The organism is Hymenobacter ruber, assembly GCF_054783255.1.
The window spans coordinates 187184-206663 of sequence record NZ_BAAGQX010000004.1 but is presented as its reverse complement, the minus strand read 5'-3'; the positions used below and the strand labels follow the sequence as shown (position 1 = coordinate 206663).

General features: G+C 60.7%; 19 protein-coding genes. 5 read left to right on the top strand and 14 right to left on the bottom strand.

The window, feature by feature from the left end; all coding sequences use genetic code 11:
• Positions 1 to 180: 180 nt before the first annotated feature.
• A complete protein-coding gene (locus tag ACYVM5_RS11360) occupies positions 181 to 2883 on the top strand; it encodes a T9SS type A sorting domain-containing protein (protein WP_460618225.1) in 2703 nt (900 codons plus the stop codon).
• 70 nt (positions 2884 to 2953) lie between these two features.
• Here the strand turns inward: ACYVM5_RS11360 and ACYVM5_RS11355 are convergent, their stop codons facing one another.
• From ACYVM5_RS11355 to ACYVM5_RS11315, 9 genes are all read right to left on the bottom strand, one after another.
• Complete coding sequence (locus tag ACYVM5_RS11355) at positions 2954 to 5527, bottom strand: DUF5916 domain-containing protein (RefSeq protein WP_460618224.1); 2574 nt, start codon at positions 5525 to 5527, stop codon at positions 2954 to 2956.
• Between the two features lie 315 nt (positions 5528 to 5842).
• Positions 5843 to 6541: a DUF4097 family beta strand repeat-containing protein gene (locus ACYVM5_RS11350; protein WP_460618223.1), complete on the bottom strand. Its 699-nt coding sequence runs from the start codon at positions 6539 to 6541 to the stop codon at positions 5843 to 5845.
• Between the two features lie 82 nt (positions 6542 to 6623).
• Positions 6624 to 7391, bottom strand: coding sequence for a DUF4097 family beta strand repeat-containing protein (locus tag ACYVM5_RS11345; protein WP_460618222.1), 768 nt, complete (start codon positions 7389 to 7391; stop codon positions 6624 to 6626).
• A 179-nt stretch (positions 7392 to 7570) separates the two neighbouring features.
• On the bottom strand, positions 7571 to 8419 hold the full coding sequence (locus ACYVM5_RS11340) for a HEAT repeat domain-containing protein (RefSeq protein WP_460618221.1): 849 nt from the start codon (positions 8417 to 8419) through the stop codon (positions 7571 to 7573).
• Positions 8420 to 8423: 4 nt separating this feature from the next.
• Positions 8424 to 8978, bottom strand: coding sequence for an RNA polymerase sigma factor (locus ACYVM5_RS11335; RefSeq protein ID WP_460618220.1), 555 nt, complete (start codon positions 8976 to 8978; stop codon positions 8424 to 8426).
• 252 nt (positions 8979 to 9230) lie between these two features.
• Positions 9231 to 10097, bottom strand: coding sequence for a DUF4097 family beta strand repeat-containing protein (locus tag ACYVM5_RS11330; protein ID WP_460618219.1), 867 nt, complete (start codon positions 10095 to 10097; stop codon positions 9231 to 9233).
• Between the two features lie 21 nt (positions 10098 to 10118).
• Positions 10119 to 11000, bottom strand: coding sequence for a DUF4097 family beta strand repeat-containing protein (locus ACYVM5_RS11325; protein WP_460618218.1), 882 nt, complete (start codon positions 10998 to 11000; stop codon positions 10119 to 10121).
• Positions 10948 to 11886, bottom strand: a complete 939-nt coding sequence (locus ACYVM5_RS11320; RefSeq protein ID WP_460618217.1) for a HEAT repeat domain-containing protein — start codon at positions 11884 to 11886, stop codon at positions 10948 to 10950. Before ACYVM5_RS11320 ends, ACYVM5_RS11325 begins: the two co-directional genes overlap by 53 nt.
• A complete protein-coding gene (locus tag ACYVM5_RS11315; protein WP_460609926.1) occupies positions 11876 to 12427 on the bottom strand; it encodes an RNA polymerase sigma factor in 552 nt (183 codons plus the stop codon). Before ACYVM5_RS11315 ends, ACYVM5_RS11320 begins: the two co-directional genes overlap by 11 nt.
• Before the next feature lie 286 nt (positions 12428 to 12713).
• On the opposite strand from ACYVM5_RS11315, the gene ACYVM5_RS11310 reads away from it, so the two are divergent.
• On the top strand, positions 12714 to 13061 hold the full coding sequence (locus tag ACYVM5_RS11310; protein ID WP_460618216.1) for a hypothetical protein: 348 nt from the start codon (positions 12714 to 12716) through the stop codon (positions 13059 to 13061).
• Positions 13062 to 13153: 92 nt separating this feature from the next.
• The gene (locus ACYVM5_RS11305; RefSeq protein ID WP_198067146.1) at positions 13154 to 13534 is read left to right on the top strand and encodes a hypothetical protein; all 381 of its coding nucleotides are present in this window, start codon (positions 13154 to 13156) and stop codon (positions 13532 to 13534) included.
• A gap of 92 nt (positions 13535 to 13626) precedes the next feature.
• Here ACYVM5_RS11305 and ACYVM5_RS11300 read toward each other — a convergent pair whose 3' ends face one another.
• From ACYVM5_RS11300 to ACYVM5_RS11280, 5 genes are all read right to left on the bottom strand, one after another.
• Positions 13627 to 13980: a hypothetical protein gene (locus tag ACYVM5_RS11300; protein ID WP_460618215.1), complete on the bottom strand. Its 354-nt coding sequence runs from the start codon at positions 13978 to 13980 to the stop codon at positions 13627 to 13629.
• A 49-nt stretch (positions 13981 to 14029) separates the two neighbouring features.
• A complete protein-coding gene (uvsE, locus tag ACYVM5_RS11295; RefSeq protein WP_460618214.1) occupies positions 14030 to 15016 on the bottom strand; it encodes a UV DNA damage repair endonuclease UvsE in 987 nt (328 codons plus the stop codon).
• Positions 15017 to 15052: 36 nt separating this feature from the next.
• Positions 15053 to 15727: a carboxypeptidase-like regulatory domain-containing protein gene (locus ACYVM5_RS11290; protein ID WP_460618213.1), complete on the bottom strand. Its 675-nt coding sequence runs from the start codon at positions 15725 to 15727 to the stop codon at positions 15053 to 15055.
• Between the two features lie 140 nt (positions 15728 to 15867).
• Positions 15868 to 16536 (bottom strand): hypothetical protein, encoded by a 669-nt coding sequence (locus tag ACYVM5_RS11285; protein WP_460618212.1) that lies wholly within the window; start codon positions 16534 to 16536, stop codon positions 15868 to 15870.
• Between the two features lie 150 nt (positions 16537 to 16686).
• A complete protein-coding gene (locus tag ACYVM5_RS11280) occupies positions 16687 to 17925 on the bottom strand; it encodes a metallophosphoesterase (protein WP_460618211.1) in 1239 nt (412 codons plus the stop codon).
• Positions 17926 to 18051: 126 nt separating this feature from the next.
• Between ACYVM5_RS11280 and radC the strand changes: the two genes are divergently transcribed.
• A complete protein-coding gene (gene radC / locus ACYVM5_RS11275; protein ID WP_198067153.1) occupies positions 18052 to 18783 on the top strand; it encodes a RadC family protein in 732 nt (243 codons plus the stop codon).
• Between the two features lie 11 nt (positions 18784 to 18794).
• On the top strand, positions 18795 to 19406 hold the full coding sequence (locus tag ACYVM5_RS11270; protein WP_460618210.1) for a DUF1684 domain-containing protein: 612 nt from the start codon (positions 18795 to 18797) through the stop codon (positions 19404 to 19406).
• The last annotated feature ends 74 nt before the right edge of the window (positions 19407 to 19480 follow it).

Sequence of the window (19480 nt, the reverse complement as noted above, 5' to 3'; positions counted from 1 at the left end):
TATTTGGATGGACATAAAAATCTCCTACATTTGAACTATATCATTCACAATAAGCCTAATTATCATTTCAATAATATTACCGTATAACAATTACAATAATTCGCCTTTCGGCTCATCCAATTTTTGATTGCTAAATTCTTTAAAAATTCACATTTTCTTCTCACCCTAAATTTCTTACCCATGAAACAACTCGACTTTGCTAAAAACAACCTGGGTTCGGCGCTTTCTCCGCCCAGGGTAGCACCCCGGCCGGCCGGCCGGCTCGTGCTTTGGACGCTGCTCTTGCTGGGCTTCCTGCTCGGAGCCAGCGCACCGGCGCAGGCCAGCCACTTCCGCTACGGCACCCTGACCTGGCGCACCGTGCCCACCGACCCCAGCAAGCTGACGGTGCAGTTTAAGGTGAGCCAGGCGTGGCGGCTCAGCTTCGGGGCTTTCGCCAATAATGTCCCGGTGCCCGGCGCGGTGTTTACCGACGTGATGAATTTCGGCGATGGCACCACCGGCAACATGAACCTGGTGGTGACGTCTGTGGACGTGCCGGGCGACAGCTTCTACGCCGAAGCCGTGGTGACGCACACCTACGCGGCGGCCGGCAACTACCGGGCTTTTTTCTCGGACTGCTGCCGCATTTATACGCTGTCGAACAACGCCAACAGCACCTGGTACGTGAGCAGTCTGGTGAATGCCGGCTCGGGCAACAACTCGCCCGTGTCGACGCTGGCTCCGGTGGTGAACCTAGCCGTGGGCCAAGCGGCCGCCACGTTCCAGCTGCCCGCCAGCGACCCTGACGGCGACGCGCTGACCTACTCGCTGGCCACCTCGGCCGACATCAACAACGAGCCTTTTGTCAATGCCCCGACTCTGGCCGTGAACCCGGCGACGGGCGCGGCTACCTTCAGCACAGTGGGGCGCACGGTGGGCGAACTGTTCAATGGCGTGATTAAGGTGAGCGACGGGCGCACTAGCATCCTGGTCGATTTTCTGATTAACATCACGGCGGCCTCCACGGCCCCGGTGTTCGATTACAGCATCACGCCCCCCAACGGCTACGTGTACCGGGTATCGCCGGGGCAGGCGGTCACGTTTGGCGTGCGCGCTACGGATAGCGACCCCAACGACGTGGTGAACCTGAAAGCCTTCGGGCTGCCGGCGGCGGCCACCACCGCCCCCACCCTGCCCCTGAACGGCAACCCCGTCCAAACCGCCTTCACCTGGACGCCCACGGCGGCGAACCTGGGTACGGTCATCATCAACTTTGTGGCCCAGGACCTGGCCGGCGTGCAAACTTCCACGTCCGTCACCATTGAGGTGAGTCAGAAGCCGCGCTTCGACGTGCCCCCCACGCCGGCCAACACCAGCGTGGTGCAGGTGACGCCCGGCACGGCTCTTAGCTATACTATTCAGGCGTCGTCGCCGGTGGCGACCAACCGGGTGAGCATTGCGAGCGCAACCGGTCTGCCGGCTTCGGCCAGCTTTGCGCCCGCGCTGCCTACGGCTGCTGCCAACCCCACCAGCACCCAGCTGAACTGGACGCCCGTGCTGGCCGACTGGGGCCCGCACGCCGCCACCTTCGTGGCGCGCGACAACAACAACGAGCAGGCCACCCACGCGCTGAGTTTCATCATCAACTCAGCCCCAGCCTTCACCTCGCAGCCCAGCGGCCTGACCCGCACGGTGGGCCAGCCGTTCACGTACAACATCACCGCCACCGACCCCGACCTGCCCTACGGCGACCGGCTCAACATCACAGCCTCGGTGCTACCCAGCTGGCTGCGGCTAATATACCCCGGCAACGGCACGGCCACGCTCAGCGGCACGCCCACACTGGCCCAGGTGGGCACCCACCGCGTGACGCTGGAAGCCGAGGATATTTACCACCACGGCAACAGCTACGGCACCATTTCGCAGACGTTTGTTATCACCGTGATGGCGTGCAACGTGGCCGCCATGCCCACCGCCACCAACCCGACTTGCGCGGGCAGTAGCACCGGCAGCATTGCGCTGGCCGTGACGGGCGCCCTGGCTCCCGCCACCTATTCCTGGACCGGCCCCAACCGCTTCCAGGCCACTACCCAGAACCTCTCGCAGCTGGGCGCGGGCACCTACACTGTGGTCGTGACCGGCGCCAACGGCTGCACCGCCACCGCCCAGGCTACCCTGAAAGACCCCGCACCGGCCACGCCGCCCACCATTACGGTTTCACTCCTTAACCCCGTAATAGTGCAGCAGCCCACCACCATTTTCCTCGGCTACGGCCCCCAGACGGCTACTCTGACCGCCACCGGCGGCGTGAGCTACCGCTGGAGCCCGGCCACCAACCTGAGCAACGCCAACATCGCCAACCCGGTATTCGCCCCCACGGCGGCCGGCCAGTACACCTACACCGTGACGGCCACCAACGCCACCGGCTGCCAGACTTCGGCCTCCGTGACGCTGGGCGTGATTGATGCCAGCTGCGGCAATAACCCCAAGAACCCCAAGGTACTGGTGTGCCACAACGGCCACGAAATATGCATTTCGCCCAACGCCGTGCCGGCGCACATCGGCCCCGGCTCGACGCACAACGACTATCTGGGCAGCTGCACGGGCGTGTCGATGCCCGGCATCGCGAGTGCTGCGGAGCAGGTAGTACTCGAAGCCTACCCCAACCCCGTAGCCAAAAGCACGGTGGTTAACTTCCGCGTGCCTGTTACGGCGGCGGCTACGGTACAGGTTTACAACCAGATGGGCGTGCTCGTCGCTACATTATTTGAAGGCGAGGCCCAGGCTGGCCGCGACTACCCGCTAGAAGTGGATGCCAGCCGCTGGCCCACCGGCATCTACCTGTGCCGCTTCGTGAGCAAAGGCCAAAGCAGCACCCAGCAGTTGATGGTGACAAAATAGCTTTTGCTACTTTATCAAAAAAAGCCCCTGTCGTGTCGACAGGGGCTTTTTTTGTGTCAAACAACTCCACTTAGCGTGCCAGGCGGCTGTGCTTCAGCGTGAGGTAATCGAGGTAATACAGCACCTTCACCGACAGCGAGTTATTGTGCGGCGTATTGATGGTGTTGTTGAAATTATCGAAGAATTGCGGCGTGGCCTCGTTGGCCTGCAAGTAGGTAGAGCCGGCGTTTTTCCAGACCACGCTGATTTGCGAGCCGGGCGCAAACCACCACGAGTACACCGCGTCCACGTTGAAGGCGTTGTAGGTGTTGTCGCGGTTGCGCTGGTAGGCGGCGAATTGCTCCTCGCCGTTCTTGCCGAGGGTGGTGAAATCGAGGTAACGCACGTTGCTGGTGTAGTGCCGCAGGCGTAGCGTAAACGACATGCGGTTGGTGAACGTGTAGGCCACCGAGGCCACGTTGGCCACCGTGGCCACGTTGCGGCGGCCAAGCAGAATCTGGCCTATGAAGGGCTGGTCGAGGGTTTCGGCCGCATCGAGGCCGCCGTTTACGTAGCCGATTTGGTTCTGGCGCAGGCTCCAGTCCACGCTGTAGCGGAAGGTGAGGTGGGTGTTCACGCGGTAGCGCGGGTAGAAGCCCAGGCTATAGCCGGTGCGGCGGGCGCGGGGCAGCCGGTCGTCGTGGCCGTAGCTCTGGAAGCCGGCGTTCCAGTTGATGGCCACCGGCTTGCGCGAGTCGGAATTGAAGAAGAAGGTGAAGCGGGTGTTTTCGGGCACCCGCACGTAGTATTCGCCCAGCGTGGCGGTGCGCGGCTCGTAGAAGTCATGCGTTACGGGGTCCACGTTCAGGTCGAAGCCCAGCTGGTTGAAGCTTTTGGTGAAGGTGGTGTTGGCACCGAGGTAAAAGTTGAGCGCTTGGTATAAGGTCGGCTTATAGAGGAGTGAATGCGTCACGTTGCCAAACAGATACAGGTTATTCACCTTCCAGAAAGGCTGGTACTTGCCGTAGCTCAAATCCAAGGATTCAGTGATGTTATTATTGCCGAACAGGATGCCCAAATCGTTCGGGTTGTAGGTATCGGATTCGATGCCGTGGCTCAGGTTCCAGGTGAAATTGCCCGATATTTTTCCCACGCCCACGCGGTATTTATAGCCGTCTTGGTCGTTGATTTGGTCGGTGTTTCCGAATTCCGTGCCCCGGCGGCGCGAATAGATGGCGCGGCCATCAATGGCGTAGCGGTTGGCCTTGTTGGCGAAGCGGAACAGGCCGCCGGTCACGTTGGCATCGTAGGTACTGCCGGCCCGCGTCACGTTGGTGTTGATGAGGCTGAGGTAGGAATTGTTTTTCAGGCTCTGGTCGAGCACGGCGATGTTGTAGTTGGAAAACGGCTGGGTTAGTATCTGGCGCTCCTGTCCGGTTTCGGTGTTGCGGATGGTGGCGTAGGTGTCATTGCTCAGGGCATTGAAAATGCCCACGCCCAGCCCTTTGCTGGTGCGGCCCGACACTTTGGTAGCGTTCAGCAGCGGCGTTTCCGAAGGGTTGCTGGTGATGATTTCGTTAGTGCCTGCCGTCACATTATAGAAGCCCACCGGCGTGGCTCCTACCCTTCTCGAATAGAACAGGTTGCCCTTGTTGAACAGCTCGGTACCCTCCGTAAAAAACGGCCGGTTCTCGTTGAACTGCACCTCAAACGGCGAAAGGTTGAGCACCTGATTGTCGCTCTGCACCTGCCCAAAATCCGGTACCAGCGTGGCGTCCAGGGTGAAGCTCTCGTTGATGCCCCACTTTATGTCGGCCCCGCCGTTGAAGCGGGTGGTCAGGCGCTTGGTGCCGTCGGCGCTCAGCGGGTTGTGGTTCACGTAGCCCGACACGTAGGGCGTGAGCGAGAGGCGCAGCGGCGGTTTCACGCCCTGCACGCCCGTGAGGTTGCCCCACTGGTTCACAAAACCGTCCACCTGCGGCTTCACCTCGTTCCAGAAATACGCCGCGTTGTCGCGCTTGCGCTGCCGCATGAAGTTCAGCCCCCAATGCTGCACATCGGCCGTGCTGAAACGGATGGCAGAGTACGGAATCCGCATCTCGGCCACCCAATCGGTGCCACGCAGGGTGGTGCGGCTTTCCCACACAGCGTTCCAGTTGAAGTCTTCGCCGCCAGCCGGCGAGTAGCGGGCATCCATCTGCACGCCGCCGGTAGTCACGAAAAAGGCGTAGCCGTTGAGCTGGTCGTGGTAAGTATCGAGGAAAATCCCGATAAAATCGGTATTGCCGAAGTTGTCGCGCGCCGTCAGCTCACGGGGGATAGAGTCGGCGGCCACATCGTGCATGATGGCCCCCACGTAAATCGCGGCATCGTCATACAGCACGCGCACTTCGGTGGGGTATTTTTCGTGCGGGCCGGGCTTGGGTCGGTTCTGGATGAAGTCGGTGGCCGGCAGGGCTTCGCGCCACACGGCCTCGTCCAACACGCCATCGAGCTTGATGGGCTGCGCAATGCGCAGGGCGGCCAACTGACGCTTGGGGGCGGCCGTGGCGGCGTCTTTGGTATCGGCAGGAGCCGTCGGCGTTTGGGCCAGGGCCGGCGCAAGGGCCAGCCCCAGCACAACAAACAACAGGAAAAAAGCGCGCAGAAAGAAGGTGTGTGGCATGGGAAAGGGTAGTTAAGTGCGGGTCTGTATTCGACGGGGGCTTGCCGTCTGATTGGCACTTCAAGGCAATGGACCGGGGCCGGGCGTAGCAGGCGCACACTCACCAGATGGCTGCGCTATGCCTCTCCTGCCCGGGCCGGCTTGCAGACCGGCGCGGGCAGTGCCCCAGCTCCATTGCTTCAGGAATCCGGCGCGGTTTTCCGACCGATATAAAGCCAGACTATTTGCGGCAAACCATTTAAATCAGGCAACAAGCATTCCATTGGCAGCCTTTGTGGCGCCATTTCGCGTGGAAACTCCGCATGTTGGGATTGGTTACTTCCGCTTGCGGAAATAAACGTCGTTGCTGATGGACTCGAGCTTGACGAGCGGGCCGCTGCCACTGAGCGTGCCGTGGAGCTGGTAGCCCACGATGGGATTTTTGCGCATCTCGTTATTGAAGGCAATATCCTGGTCGGTATACACCTCGCCCGTGATGGTTTTGAGCGACAGCTCCGCGCCTTTCGACTCGGGCCAGGCCACGTCCACAAAGCCGCTCAACGACTTGGCTTCAATGGAGTTATTAATGCCCACAATGTCCACATTGCCGCTGTAGGTGTACACGCGCAGGGCCACGTCGGCGGGCAGCGTGACTTCGTAGGTAATGTCGTCGCATACCTGCTGCCCGTACCACATGTTGCGGTCGCCATTGGTGCCGGGGCAGTCGCCGGGCTGAGCTTTGCGCAGCATTTCCTTGTCGAAATCGGCGGTTATTTTCAGCTCGTCGCCGGTCTGGTTCAGGTCAATTTGCAGGGCATCGTTCAGCCGGTTCGAGTTGATGCTGACGGTGGCCTTCATGGTCATTTTGCCCGCCGCTCCGGGCCGGATGCGGATGTTGCTGGCCTGCTTCAAATTCAGAAACACGCGCTGCCCGGCAATCAGATTAGCGGATTTCTCGATGATTTTCTGGGCCGAAACCGACTGGCGGGCGGCCGTGGCGCACACCAGCAAAAGGAGGAATAGGAACTGGCGCATGGCGTTGAAAGAATGGAGGTTGGAAATGGGCTAATACTTAGTGAAGCAGTTCGCTGGCGGGGTTTCCCGCCAGCCAACCGTTCTACTTCGCTTTCCGCACGTAGATATCGCCGCTCACCGTCTTGAACGACACGGTGTTGCCGCCGCCGTTGATGTTGCCATCCACCACCTGCCCGCCGATGTGGTTCAGGTTGTCCTGGCTTTTCAGGTTCAGGTCGAAATCGGTGTAGATTTCGCCCGATACGGAGCGTAGCTTCAGGGTGGCTTTGGTGTTGGTGGGCATGCTCACGTCCACGTCGCCGCTCACGGTGGAGATGGAGCTGGGACCCTGGCGCATGGGCGCGAAACGCACCTGAATATCGCCGCTCACGGCGTTGGCCACCACGGGGCCGGCCACGTTTTTCAGGCTGATGTCGCCGCTGGTCATACTCACTTCGATGTCGCCGTTCAGGTCGCGCATCACCAGGTCGCCGCTGCCGTTCCAGCCGGCCTGTTTGTACTGCACCGAGGCATTGCGCGGCACCCGGATGACGTAGCTGGCTTCCTTGCGCGAGGCCCGCGAAATGCGCACCGTATTACCGTCCTGCGTCACGGCAAGGCCGATTTTGGTGTTGTCTACCGCCGAGTTATAGATGGGACGCAGGCCTTTGGCGCGCTCGGGGGCCTCTTCAAAGCCGTCGCCTTTTATCACCAGCTCGCTGCCGTCGATGCCTTCCACCGTCACTTCGCTGCCCTGCATGTCGATGACGACTTTGGGGTCTTTGGCGTTGAGCTTGGTTTTGAATTCCTGGGCGTGGCCGGAGTAGGAAAGTAGTAGGCCCGAAAAGGCGAGTAATAGGAGCTTATTCATGGGATTTGAGGGAATTATCGAGGAGGATTAGCAGAATCACAGAACGCCATGCTGAGCATAGCCGAAGCATCTCTGCCGCGTGACTAATCAAGGCCGTTGCAACGAAGCGGTAGAAATGCTTCGGCTGCGCGCAGCATCACGTTCATTTCTGAATGGATTGCCCGATTGAGCAAGGTTATTTAAATCAGTTTGCCGATGCCGGCTTCGGCCTGCTCCCGCACTACGGGCAGGGCATCAGCCTTTTTGGCAAGGCGCTGGAGCTGGGGCACGGCCCGATGAACTCGGAGCGATACCACCATGTCAATCAGCGCAATCTGCACGTTGGGGTCAGTTTGGATGGGCAGCGAGTTGGCCAGACCTTCGCGCACACCGGGGGCATCGCGGAGGCGGTAGAGGGCTTCGCAGGCCGCCAAGCGCACGTTGGGATTGGGGTCGAAATTGAGGGTATTGAGCAGCACCTGTACCGTGGCATCGTCAGGGGCGGCGGTGGCTTTGGTAGCGTTGGTCACCAGCCGAATCCGGTCGCTGGCCGACACGGGGCGGCCGTTGTCGTTGGTCAGCGCGTTGGCCAAGGTGGTGGGGGCGTTTTTATCGGTGGTCGTTGCCACGCTGTTGGCATTGCTGCCCCAGTGCAGGTTGCGGCCAAGGAACACGCCGGCGGCAATCAGAACAATGCTGGCGGCGATGCGCAGCCAATTATTAGCCAGTGCTGTTGGCCACATCGAAACCACTTTGGCCTCGGGCTGAGCTTGGATGGGAGCGGCGGCCGTTTCGGGATTCAGCAGCTGCTTTTGCTGCTCCAGCATGGCCATAAAGTTGGCGCGGAGGGCCGTGCGGGGCACTTCGGGCAGGGCTGCGTCGAGGTCATCGGAGAGGGCGCGGAGCTGGGTTACCTGCAACTGGCAAGCGGGGCAGGTGGCCAGGTGGGCGGCCACGCGGTCGGCCTCGGCGGCCGATAGGCTGCGCTCGACGTAGGCCGGCAGCAGGGCTTCGAGCTCGTGGCAGGCAGAAAGTTCGGGCGTTTTCATTTGCTTAATTGGCGAAATAGATTTTGCGCAGCGCTTGCAGAGCGCGGTGCGCTTTCACGCGGGCGGCTTCGGCGGTGCAGCCCAGCAGCTTCCCGATTTCCTCGTAGCCAAACCCCTGGAAGCGGTTCAGGACCAGGATTTCGCGCTGCGGCACGGGCAGCATGTCGAGGGCTTCGTGCAGGTCGTCGTGGTGGTTGTTCACCCGCATTTGGGAGAAGGCCGCGCCGCGCAGGCCGCCGGTGCGCTCCACTTCGTCCACGTCCACATCGGCGGCGCGGAGCTTTTGCTGGCGCTGCCAGTAGTCGGCGTGCACGTTGCGGGCCATCTGGTACACCCAGGCCTTGAAGGGCTGGGTGGGCTGGTAGCTGCTGCGGTATTTGAGGATGCGCTCGAACACGGTTTGGGTGAGGTCTTCGCTGGTTTCGCGGTCGTTGGTGAGACGGGTGAGGTAGTTGAACAAAGGGCCGTGGTAGCGCTCGAACAACGGCACAAGCTGGTCCAGGTCGTCGGCCCGGACGGCTGCCATCAGTTCTTCGTCGCTCGTACTCGTGAGGGTCACGGGTGGGGGTTTTGGAGGTGAGTTGAAAGGAGTACCCAGACTTGGCCCAGACGTTACAGCGGGGTCCAACTTTTTTTTCGGGAAGGTCAGCATTAGCCTGGGGAAAGGACCAAGAGAGTTCCGATAGGGGCCATTTTTAACAGCGCAATCAGCTGACGAAGCAAACCATTAAAAACGAAAAAAGCCCCAGTGGGGCGGCACTCGTTGGCGCAAGTGCCGCCCCACTGGGGTCTAAAAATTTGCAGTGCGGCTTTACTTTGCTTTCCGCAGGAAAATGTCGCCGTTGAAGGTTTTCAGCATCACTTCGGGGCCGCCGCCGTTCACTTTGCCGTAGGTCCAGTCGTCGGTGCTGAGGCGGGAGAGGCCGTTTTGGCTGGTGCGGGTCACTTTGGCGCTGCCTTTGTCCACGGCCACGTCGAAGTCACTGTACACGTCGCCGCGCTCCGATTTCATTTTGAGCGCCGCCTTGATGGAGCCCGGGAAGGTCACATCAACCTTGCCGTTGAGGGTGGAAAAGGCCATGGGCGCGCCCGCCGTCACGCTTTTGAAGGTGACAATCAGATTGCCGTTCACCGTGTTGGCCACGGCCGAGCCGGCCACCTGGCTGAGCTGAATGGCCCCGTTCACGTTAGTTATTTCCAGCTCGCCGGTCACGTTGTCCACGGTGATGTCGCCATTGTTCACGGTGCTGAGCTTGAGCGAGAAGTTCTGCGGCACCTTGATGGTCAGGTCGACGGGGTGCTGGTAGGAATCGGTGGTGATTTCGACGTGGTTGTTCTTTTCCTCGGCCGTCAGGTTGAGGTTGTTGGCGGACGAGAGGCGCTTCATGCCGTTGGTTTCGGCCTTGCTGGTGGGGCGGCGGTCACCTTGGCGGGCGCGGGCCACAGCGTCAATCACCACATCTTTACCGCTGTAGCCGGTTACGTGGATGAAGCCGTTCACGAGGCTCAAATCCAGCGAGCCGGGCTTGCCGGGCGAGCTCAGGGCCACGGAGAGCTGCTCTTTGGCGTCTTTTTCGGAATCCTGAGCGCGGCCGGGCAGGGCGCTGCCGAGCAGCAGCAGGCTCAAAGCCAGGAAGCGGGAAAAGCGCGGTGGGGATAATCGGAATGAAGTATTCATTGGGAGGTATGGATTGGCTAATTAAAGTTTGGTGACGGTCACGTCGCCGTTGAGGGTTTCGAAATGCAGGTCGGGGCCGCCTTTGCCGATGCGGACGGCAGTGTCCTTGGTCAGCTTGTACACGGTGCCGCCACCGTGGCCTTCCCGGTTTTTGGTGACTTGCACCGGCAACATTTCCGCGTTGGGGAAATCGGTGTAAAACTCGCCGTGCATGCTCTTGAAGTGCATATCGGCCGCAAAACTGGCTGGGTACTTCACCCGAATCTGGCCGTTGATGGTGTGGTACGATGACGCGCCGGGCGGATTGGCGGCGTAGCTGGCGTCCACGTTGCCGTTCACGGTGCGGGCCTCCGTGCTGCCCTTCACATTGGTGAGGGCGATGGGGCCATTCACGTTGAAAACGTGCAGCGGGCCGGTCACGTCCTGCACCTTCACGTCGCCGTGGTTGACAGTCGAAACGTGCAGGTTGAGCTGGTAGGGCACTTTCACCACGAAGTCGAAATCGTAGCGGTAGTCGATATCCTTGTGGTTCCAGTTGCGGCGGTCGTTGTTGTGGGGCCGCGAGTCGTAGGGGCCGGTCAGGTACACCACCACGCTGTCGCCACGCTGCGTGAATCCTAATTGTGCCTCCGTTTTGCCGATTTCCAGCGTTTTGGCATCGTCAGCCGTGATGGTTTTGGTGGTTTCCACCAGCACCTTGTTGCCGGCGTAGCCCTGCACCGTCACCGAGCCGCTGATGTTGTACAGGGCCAGCGTGCTGCGCCCGGCATCGGCCGTGAGCGTGAACTCCTTGGTAATTTGCTCTTTGAACTGCGGGTGCAGGCTGGTTTGAGCGTGGCAGGCCGTGGCGCTACACAGCAAGAGCAGCGCGGGCAGGCTGGGGAGAAAGTTGGGTTTGGTCATGGCGTTGGGGGGTTGCGGGGGCGGCGGGCTGGCCGTCGCTCAGGGTTTGGATGCTTTGCTCGATTTTGCTTTTCACCATATCGTCCAGGTTGGCCTGTTTCAGCAGGCGGCGCAGCGGCTGCACCGAACGGCGCTCCTGCAGCTGCACCATGGCATCGGCCAGGGCCGCCTGCACCAGCGGCGATTCCTGCTGGGCCAGGGCGTGCACCAGGCCCAGGCGCACGGTGGCATCGTTCTGGGCCAGCGGCGTGAGGGCTTCCAAGGTGGCTAGCCGCACGTTCACGTTGTCGTCGTGGTTGAGGGTGCTCAGCAGGGCATTCACGACCTTGGCGTTGGGGTCGGACAGCTCCTTGGTGTAACCCACGGCCCGCAGCCGCTCGGTGGCCGAGGGGTTGTCGATAAGCGACAGCAGCATCACCTGGCGCATTTCGCCCACCTGAGCGGACAGCGCGGCCAACTGTTGCTGGTCGGCGGCCGCAGCGACTGGCTTATTGCCGCTGTTCAGCCAGTAACCGCCCAGCAGTCCTACGCCCAGCAGGCACAGGCTGTAGGCCAGCCGTAACGCCGGGCGCGGAATAGGTAGGGCCCGCAACCACGCCAACAGGCCCCGGGGCGAATAATCGGGCGTGGTTTCCAGCTCTTCCTTGAAGGAAGCTAGCATGGCATAGAACTCGGGCCGCACCTGCGGGCCGGGCGCGGGCACCGGCACGCGGCCCAGGGTGTGCCACACGCGCTCCACGGCTTGTAGCTCGTCGCGGCACTCGGCGCACTCGGCCAGGTGGGCGGCCAGGGCTTCATGTTCGGGGGCCGACAGCTGGCGGCTCAGGTAGTCGACCAGCTGCCCTTTGGTTTCTTCGCAGTTCATGGGCGATGGGTCAGTTTTCAATGCGGAGGAAAGTGGTTTTCAATTCGTTCATGGCGCGGTGCACGCGCACTTTCACGGCACCTTCGGTGGTGCCCAGCACGCGGGCTATTTCGGCGTATTTCAATTCCTGAAACCGGCTCAGGACCAGAATTTCGCGGTCTTCGGGCCGCAGGCGGTCCAGGGCCTCGTGCAGTTGGGCCACGTCCTGGGCCTGCTCCAGGCCGGCATCGGCGCTGAGGCCGCCGGGCAGGTGCTCGGCCATCTCGGCCACGTCGGTGTGGTGGGCGGCGTGGCGGTTTTTCTTCACGAAATCGGCCAGCACGTTGCGGGCCAGGTGGTACATCCAGGTGCGGAATTCGCCGTCGCCGGTGAAGGTGTGGCGGTATTTCAGCATGCGGTAGAACACGGTTTGCACGAGGTCGTCGCAGCTGGCGGCCCGGCCCAGCATGTGGTAGAGGAAGCCGAATAGCGGCCGATGGTAGCGCTCGAAGAGCAGGCCCATTCGGTCCACGTCGCCGGCTTTCACCCGCAGCATCAGCGCATTATCCGTTAGCGAGTCCAACCTGATAAAAGGGGTTTTTTGAGGGTATTTGGATGTGGACACCGCGCCCGTGGCGGAAGGTTACAACGGGCGGCCAATATTTTTCAGCTCCGACCCTCAATCATCCCCAATCATGCAAGCAATTCCACATATAACTCTAGCCCTATTCCAATTGTAAACGGTTGAGCTTAAAATAATTGCCCGAATTATTTTGTAACCAAAGCCGCCCCCCGGTTCGTAGAGGCTGTGTTAATAAACGGTGCTTTGCAAGCAGCGCCTCCTCACTCCCACAATATCAACTGACACCATGAAAACCAGCAAAATCCTTTTCGCCGCATTATTGACTTTTGGCTTGAGCAATGCTGCCTTCGCGCAGACGACGACCGGCACCATGGGTTCCACTAGCGGCACTACCACCACCGGCACGATGGGAACCACCACGGGTACTACTACCGGCAGCACTACGGCTAGTGGCGCAATGACATCGGGCTCAACGGGCGGCTCCACCACTGGCACGATGAATACCAGCACCAGCGGCACCATGAGCACCACATCCGGCACCACTTCGGGGAGCTCCACGTCGGGCCGCCGCATGAAAACCAAAGGCACTATGCCCAATGGCAAAGGCAAGATGAAAGGCAAGACCACCATGTAATAACTTTTTGCCGCTCAGTGCCGTAACAAGTTGTCAGCCGGCTGTTTCTAACCGAAGCAGCCGGCTTTTTTTGGCTCCTCTCCCCCACCACCATGAAATACTCCCTCTTACTAGCCGGCCTGCTATTTGCCGCCACCGCCCAGGCCCAAACCGTGCCTTTCGACCCCTCGGCCCCCGTGCGCGGCGGCAGTCAGGGCCAGACCACCGTGCCCCCCGTGAACCCCGCCCTCAACCAAAGCACCATTCAGGGGCCGCCCGATATGCAGCGCACGCCCACCAACCGCGACGCGCAGCCCACCCGCCAACTCGACGACCGCGGCTTCTCGCCGGCCGCTACGCCGGAAATGTCGCCCACTGCCGTGCCCGATACCCGCGAACAGCCCATCATCAAGGATGGCCGCCGCCGGCAGTCCACCGAGGTGACGCCCAGCCGCTCGCGCCGCAGCTCCAGCAGCAATAACATCCAGAATTAGGTTTTCTGGCTTTTCAGCAGCCTTAAAAAAGCCCCGCCCGATGTTTCGGACGGGGCTTTTTTTTAAAACTGATTCTGAATCAGGCCCAGTGGCTATTTCTTGCTCTTTTCGGCGTGGGCCAGCAGGTCGCCGCCGTGGCGGCGCAGCAGGTCGGCCAGCTCGGTGAGGGGCTTTTTCAGGTCGTCCGGGGCCTGGGCACTGATTTCGCTGGTCTGGTCTCCCAGCATCGAAAGCGAGTTGCCGATGGCGTGCGCGCTCAAGGCCCCGCTGGTGAGCAACGATTGCAGGTTGCCGATTTCGCGAGCAATGTCCTGCAGGCCGGGCTCGCCGCTTTGCAGAAACTGGTGCTGCCAGGTTTCGGTGTTATCCATGGCCGAGCCCAAGGGCAGGCTGGTGAGGCCGTTGCGCAGGGCACTGATGGTGGCGAGGAGGTGGTCGGTATTCATGTGGTGGGTTGGTGGACTAGTGAATGAGTGGGTTGGCGCGGGCAATTAATTATTTACTCACGGCTTTCTTGGCGCGCTGGGCTTTGGCGGGGGCGTTAGGGTCGGGGGGCAGGTTCAGGGGCGGCACGGGCATGTTGGGCGCGGCGGCGCTCAGGCCCAGCTCGCGCAGGATGGCTACGGCGCGCAGGGCACTGGCTTCCTTGTTTTTTATTTCCAGCATGACATCGAAATCAAGGCCGTGCAGGTGGGTGAGGAACTCGCGGAACCGCTCATCTACCAGGTCATCCGTGTGCTTGCCTTTGCGTTCGCCTAGGGCTTGGGAGCTGTAGTCCATCATGGGCACGCCGTCGGCGGTGGGGTGCCAGGTGGCGGCGGCCAGCCTTAGCGCTTCGGCCATGGGCTCGCCGTGGTTGAGACATTCGTGGTGGAAATTATCGAACAGGATGGGCACACCGGTAAGCTGGTGCAACTCCAGGCAGTCGCGCAGGGGAAACAGCCGGTCGTCGTTTTCGACCACCACACGGGCTTTCACGGCATCGGGCAACGTGGCATGCACCTGGGCAAAGCGAATCATCGCCGATTCCCGCTCCCCATACAACCCGCCCACGTGAATCTGGAGCTTGGCCGTGCCATCGAGCCCCATTAAATCCAGCATCGAGCCCTGGTAAACCAGCTCCTGAATGCTGCGCTGCACAATGTCGGGGCTGGGCGAGTTGAGTACCACAAACTGGTCGGGGTGAAAGCTCACCCGCAGGTTGTTGGACTTGATGTAGTCGCCAATGGCCCGAAAATCGGCCGCAAAATGCGCCTGCCAGGAATAGGTATTGATGGGGTGCGAGCCAAACGGCACAATGCTGGAGCCGATGCGAAAAAAGAGCAGGCCCTGGGCCACGTTCCATTCCAGCATGCGGCGCAGGCAGGCCAGGTTGGCCGTCACGGCCGCAATCAGCCGCTCTTCCGAATAGGAGGCCAGCCGGAAGGTATTGCCAGAGCTGCAATCCATCGCCTCGTTCACGCAGGGATACCCAATTCTCATATCCCGGGCTTACGCGGATGCCAAGCCCGGGGTTCTTTACGGCTGATACCCGCGATTGTCCAGAAACGCCTTGTTGTACTCGGCGCGGGCCTTGCGGGCTTTTTCGGCGCGCTGCTCGGCTTCTATCTGCTCCATTTTGCGGCGCTGCTTGCCCTCGCGCGAGAACTGGTCGTAGAGCAGGCTCACGGGGCTGGCAATGGTGGGAACAGGCGCTTTAGGAGCCGTGGAATCCACGGCAAACAGCGGTTTGGGCTTGGGCGGACGCTTCACGCCACTCACGACCGGCGGCGCGGGCCGCTTGATGTTGCGTAGCGCCCGGTTGATGATGGCGCGGTCGGGCCGGTCACCCACCACCTGCACATCGCCCAGCCGCACGCTGTCGCGGGCCAGTTGAATCCGCACCACCAGCTGCGACAACCCCGTGCCGCCCAATGCCATGCGTTGCGCCTTGTAGCCCAGCGCCCGAAACAAAACAGTATCCGTCGGCAGCGCGTCGATGCTGAAATCGCCGGTAGTTGTGGTCACCACGCCGCGCTTGGTGCGCACCACCTGCACCGTAGCGCCGGGGATGGGCAGCCGCGTGCGGGCTTCCGAAACGCTGCCGCTGACGCGCACCGTGGGGGCCTGCTGGGCCTGGGCCCGGCCGGCCAGCAGCCACAGCGCCAGCAGCAAGCCCAGCGCCCGGCCCAGCTTTGGCCAAACGGCCGGCATACAATGCTTTACTTCGAAACCCATTAATCCTTAAACGCAACGCTACTACAAAGTAGCAACCCAACGAGCCAAAAAAAGCCCGCACCGTTGCAGGTGCGGGCTTTTCAGCGATGATTTGGCCGATTGCGTCGACCAAACCCTTAGTTTTTTACTTTGGTGCCGTCGGCGTCTTTGGTTTTCACCTTGCCGTTTTCCTTCACCTTGATTTTGCTGCCATCATCGGCTTTGGCCTTCATCTTCGACACGTCGGTGGCCATGCCGCTGCCCGTGCTGTTGTCGGTCGTGGTAGTGGTGGTGCTTTCCGTAGTCGTCATCGACGACGAGGGGGCCATCGAGCTGGAAGCGGTGTCGCTCATAGACGAAGCGGAATTATCGTCCGCGTAGTTGCTGTCGTCGTAAGTCGAGCGGCTCGACTCGTAGGCCTGGTACTGCGTGGGGTCCACAAAAATCACCTTGAATTCCTGGTCCTCGCTCGCACGGGCATCGCGCATGGCGGCGGCCATGCCGGTGGTGTCGGTGGTGTATTTGGTACGCATTTCATTCATGCGCTTGTAGCGGTTCACGTACACGGTGCGGATTTTGGTTTTCGTGGCCTCGTCCGTGATTTTCATGTTGGCCGCCATCTTATCGGCAATTTGCTGGGCGCGGGCCTCAATCTGGGCATCCGTCAGCGGGCCGGTGGTCGTGGTGGTCGTCGTGGTCGTGGTACCGTCGGCGGGCGCGGTGGTCACCTCAGTGGTTTTTTCCTGCGAGCAGGAAGCCAGGGAAAGGGCGGCAGCGCCGGCGAGAATCAGCAGGGAATTTTTCATAAATTCAGAAAGAGAGGATTGAAAAGCAAACCGAAAATGGTTTGGGGGCGCTTTACGGCAATGGTGGCGTGGATGTTACCGCCGCTAAAAAAGAAACATCCTGCTTCGGCGCGGCGCAGCAGGACGTTTAGCGTTTTTATATAGCGTTGGTTAAGTACGCCGCAATTCAAACACCGTGATTTCCGGCAGGAACCCCACCCGCCCCGGGTAGCCCAAAAAGCCCAAACCCACGTTCACGTACAGCTTCTGGCGGCCCTGCTCGTACAGGCCGGCCCACTGCTTGTACACGTATTGCACGGGGCTCCATTTCATGAAAGGCAGGTTCACGCCAAACTGCATGCCGTGGGTGTGGCCGCTGAGGGTCAGGTCGATATCGGTGTACTTCAGAATGTGCGTTTCCCAGTACGACGGGTCGTGCGAGAGCAGAATTTTGAACGGCGCATCGCCGCTGGTGGCGTGGGCTTTGGGCAGGTTGCCGTAGGTGTGAAAGTTGGCGTGCGAGCTGCTGTTCTGAATGCCCAGGATGCAGATTTTGTCGCCGCCGCGCTCAATGGTGTGGCTGGTGTCGTTGAGCAGCGTCCAGCCCATTTTGGCGTGGTTCTGCATCAGGCGTTCCAGGTTGGCGCGCTTCTCGGCGGGGCTTTCCCAGGCCACGTAGTCGCCGTAGTCGTGGTTGCCGAGGCTGGAGAAAATGGGCAGTTCAGATTTGATACCCGCCAGGGCCGGAATGTGCGGCTCCACCTCGGTGGCGCGGTTGTTCACCAGGTCGCCGGTCATCAGAATCAGGTCGGCGCCCTGGCGGTTTATCATGGCCACGGCCCGTTCCAGCGGCTCCGTCGAGTTGAAGCTGCCGGTGTGCAGGTCCGAAATTTGCAGCAGTTTGAAGCCATCGAAGGCCGGCGGCAGGTTGGGGTAGCGCAGCGTCACGCGGCGCACGGTGTAGTCGGTGCCGCCCTTCACCATGCCCCACAGCAGCGCCGCAAACGGGATGGCCCCGATGCCCAGCGCCAGCTTGGCCAGAAACTCGCTGCGCGGAATGGCCACCGCCTCCGTGCCCGCCGGGCGGCTGGCCGCGCTCACGGCCCAGCGGCCCAGGCGCGTCAGGTCTTCCAGCAGCAGCGGGATGAACATTATCAGCTTGGCCCCCAGTAGCAGCACGGGCAGGCTCATGAGGTAGCTTTTGAGCTGAATATTACCCGATTGCCGGGTCGAGCCCGCCCAGCCGGCAATCATCCAGCTGCCCACCGTGACCAGCCAGTACCCGATGGCCGCTGCCCGCCGCGCCCCCGGCGACAGGTGCTGCGTCACCGTGCGCACCGCCTGATATCCATACCATTCGGCCAGCACCACCACGGCCAGCACCAACCATAAAACCAACGGATTCCGCATAAAAACCTTCGCTTCGAAATTACGCCGTCGCGCCACAATGCAGCCACGGCCTCGGAGCTTAAACGCGCCCGGCCGGCTTTTGCTTTACATTTAATGCACTTTTTACATTCTACCGCCAATCGCCGCATGGAACCCGCTGACAATCTACCAGAATCCCAGGCACTCTACCCCGCCCCTGCCACCGGCATCAAGAGTTGGGCCGAGGACGACCGACCCCGCGAAAAGCTGATGGCCAAAGGCCGCGCCACCCTCTCCGATGCCGAGTTGCTGGCCATCCTCATCGGCTCGGGCACCACCAAGCTCACGGCCGTGGATGTGGGCAAAATCATGCTGCAAGGCGTGGGCAACGACCTCAATGCCCTGGCCCGCGAAAGCGTGAAGCAGCTCTGCCGGCACCCCGGCATCGGCCCGGCCAAGGCCATTACCGTGGTGGCCGCGCTGGAGCTGGGCCGCCGCCGCAAAGAAGCCGACGCGGCCCCGCGCACCACCATCACCTGCTCGCGCGACATCTACAATTTGATTCGACCCAATTTGATGGATTTGCCGCACGAGGAATTCTGGGTAATTCTGCTGAACCGCGCCAACGTGGTGATGCGCAAAACGGCCATCAGCCGGGGCGGCGTGGCCGGCACCGTGGCCGACCCCAAAATGATTTTCAAGGAAGCTCTCGAACAATTGGCCAGCAGCATTATTCTGGTGCACAACCACCCCAGCGGCAACCGCAACCCCAGCGCCGCCGACATTCAGCTCACCAAGAAGCTGAAAGAGGCCGGTAATTTCCTGGATTTACCTATTCTCGACCACCTCATTTATTCCGACCAGGGCTACTACAGCTTCGCCGATGAAGGCATGTTGTAACACAAATAAATATGATTAAGAAAATAGCTTTGGCCGCCGCCATTATCGGCATAATTCTCTATTCGCTGAATGACGCAAAACCAAATAATAGCGCCTATTTAGCGCAGTTAAATAAATTTCGCAGCGAGAAAAATCGCAGCTTTCGCCAATCAGCAGAATCACCCATTGCCGCCGCACAAAAGCCGCAATTTGATAGCCTCAAATACTATCCCGGCGATTTAGTTTTCGTGCCACACGCCGATATAGCGCGCACCGAAAACCCCGATACCACGCTTATTCAAATGAGCGATAATAAGGCCGAGAAATACCTGAATTGGGGCGTGGTGAAATTCAATATTAATAATGCGCCGCAGCAGTTACGGGTTTATTTGAAAGCCAACGGCCGCGATTCCACGCTGTTTATTCCCTTCACTGACCTCACCAATGGACACGAAACCTACGGCGGCGGCCGCTACCTCGATGCGCCCATCCCGCGGCTGAACGAAACGGAAATCGAACTCGATTTCAATCGCGCCTATAATCCGTACTGCGCTTATAATAACGAGTACAGCTGCCCGGTGCCGCCGGCCGAAAACCGGCTGCAAGTCGCCATTCCGGCCGGCGAAAAGTCCTTTCACGAGTAAAAACCGGCTTGGGCGGCAGCATTTTCGGGCGGCTTGCCGGGGTTTGTACCTTTGTGGCAGTGCCCGCCGAGCGG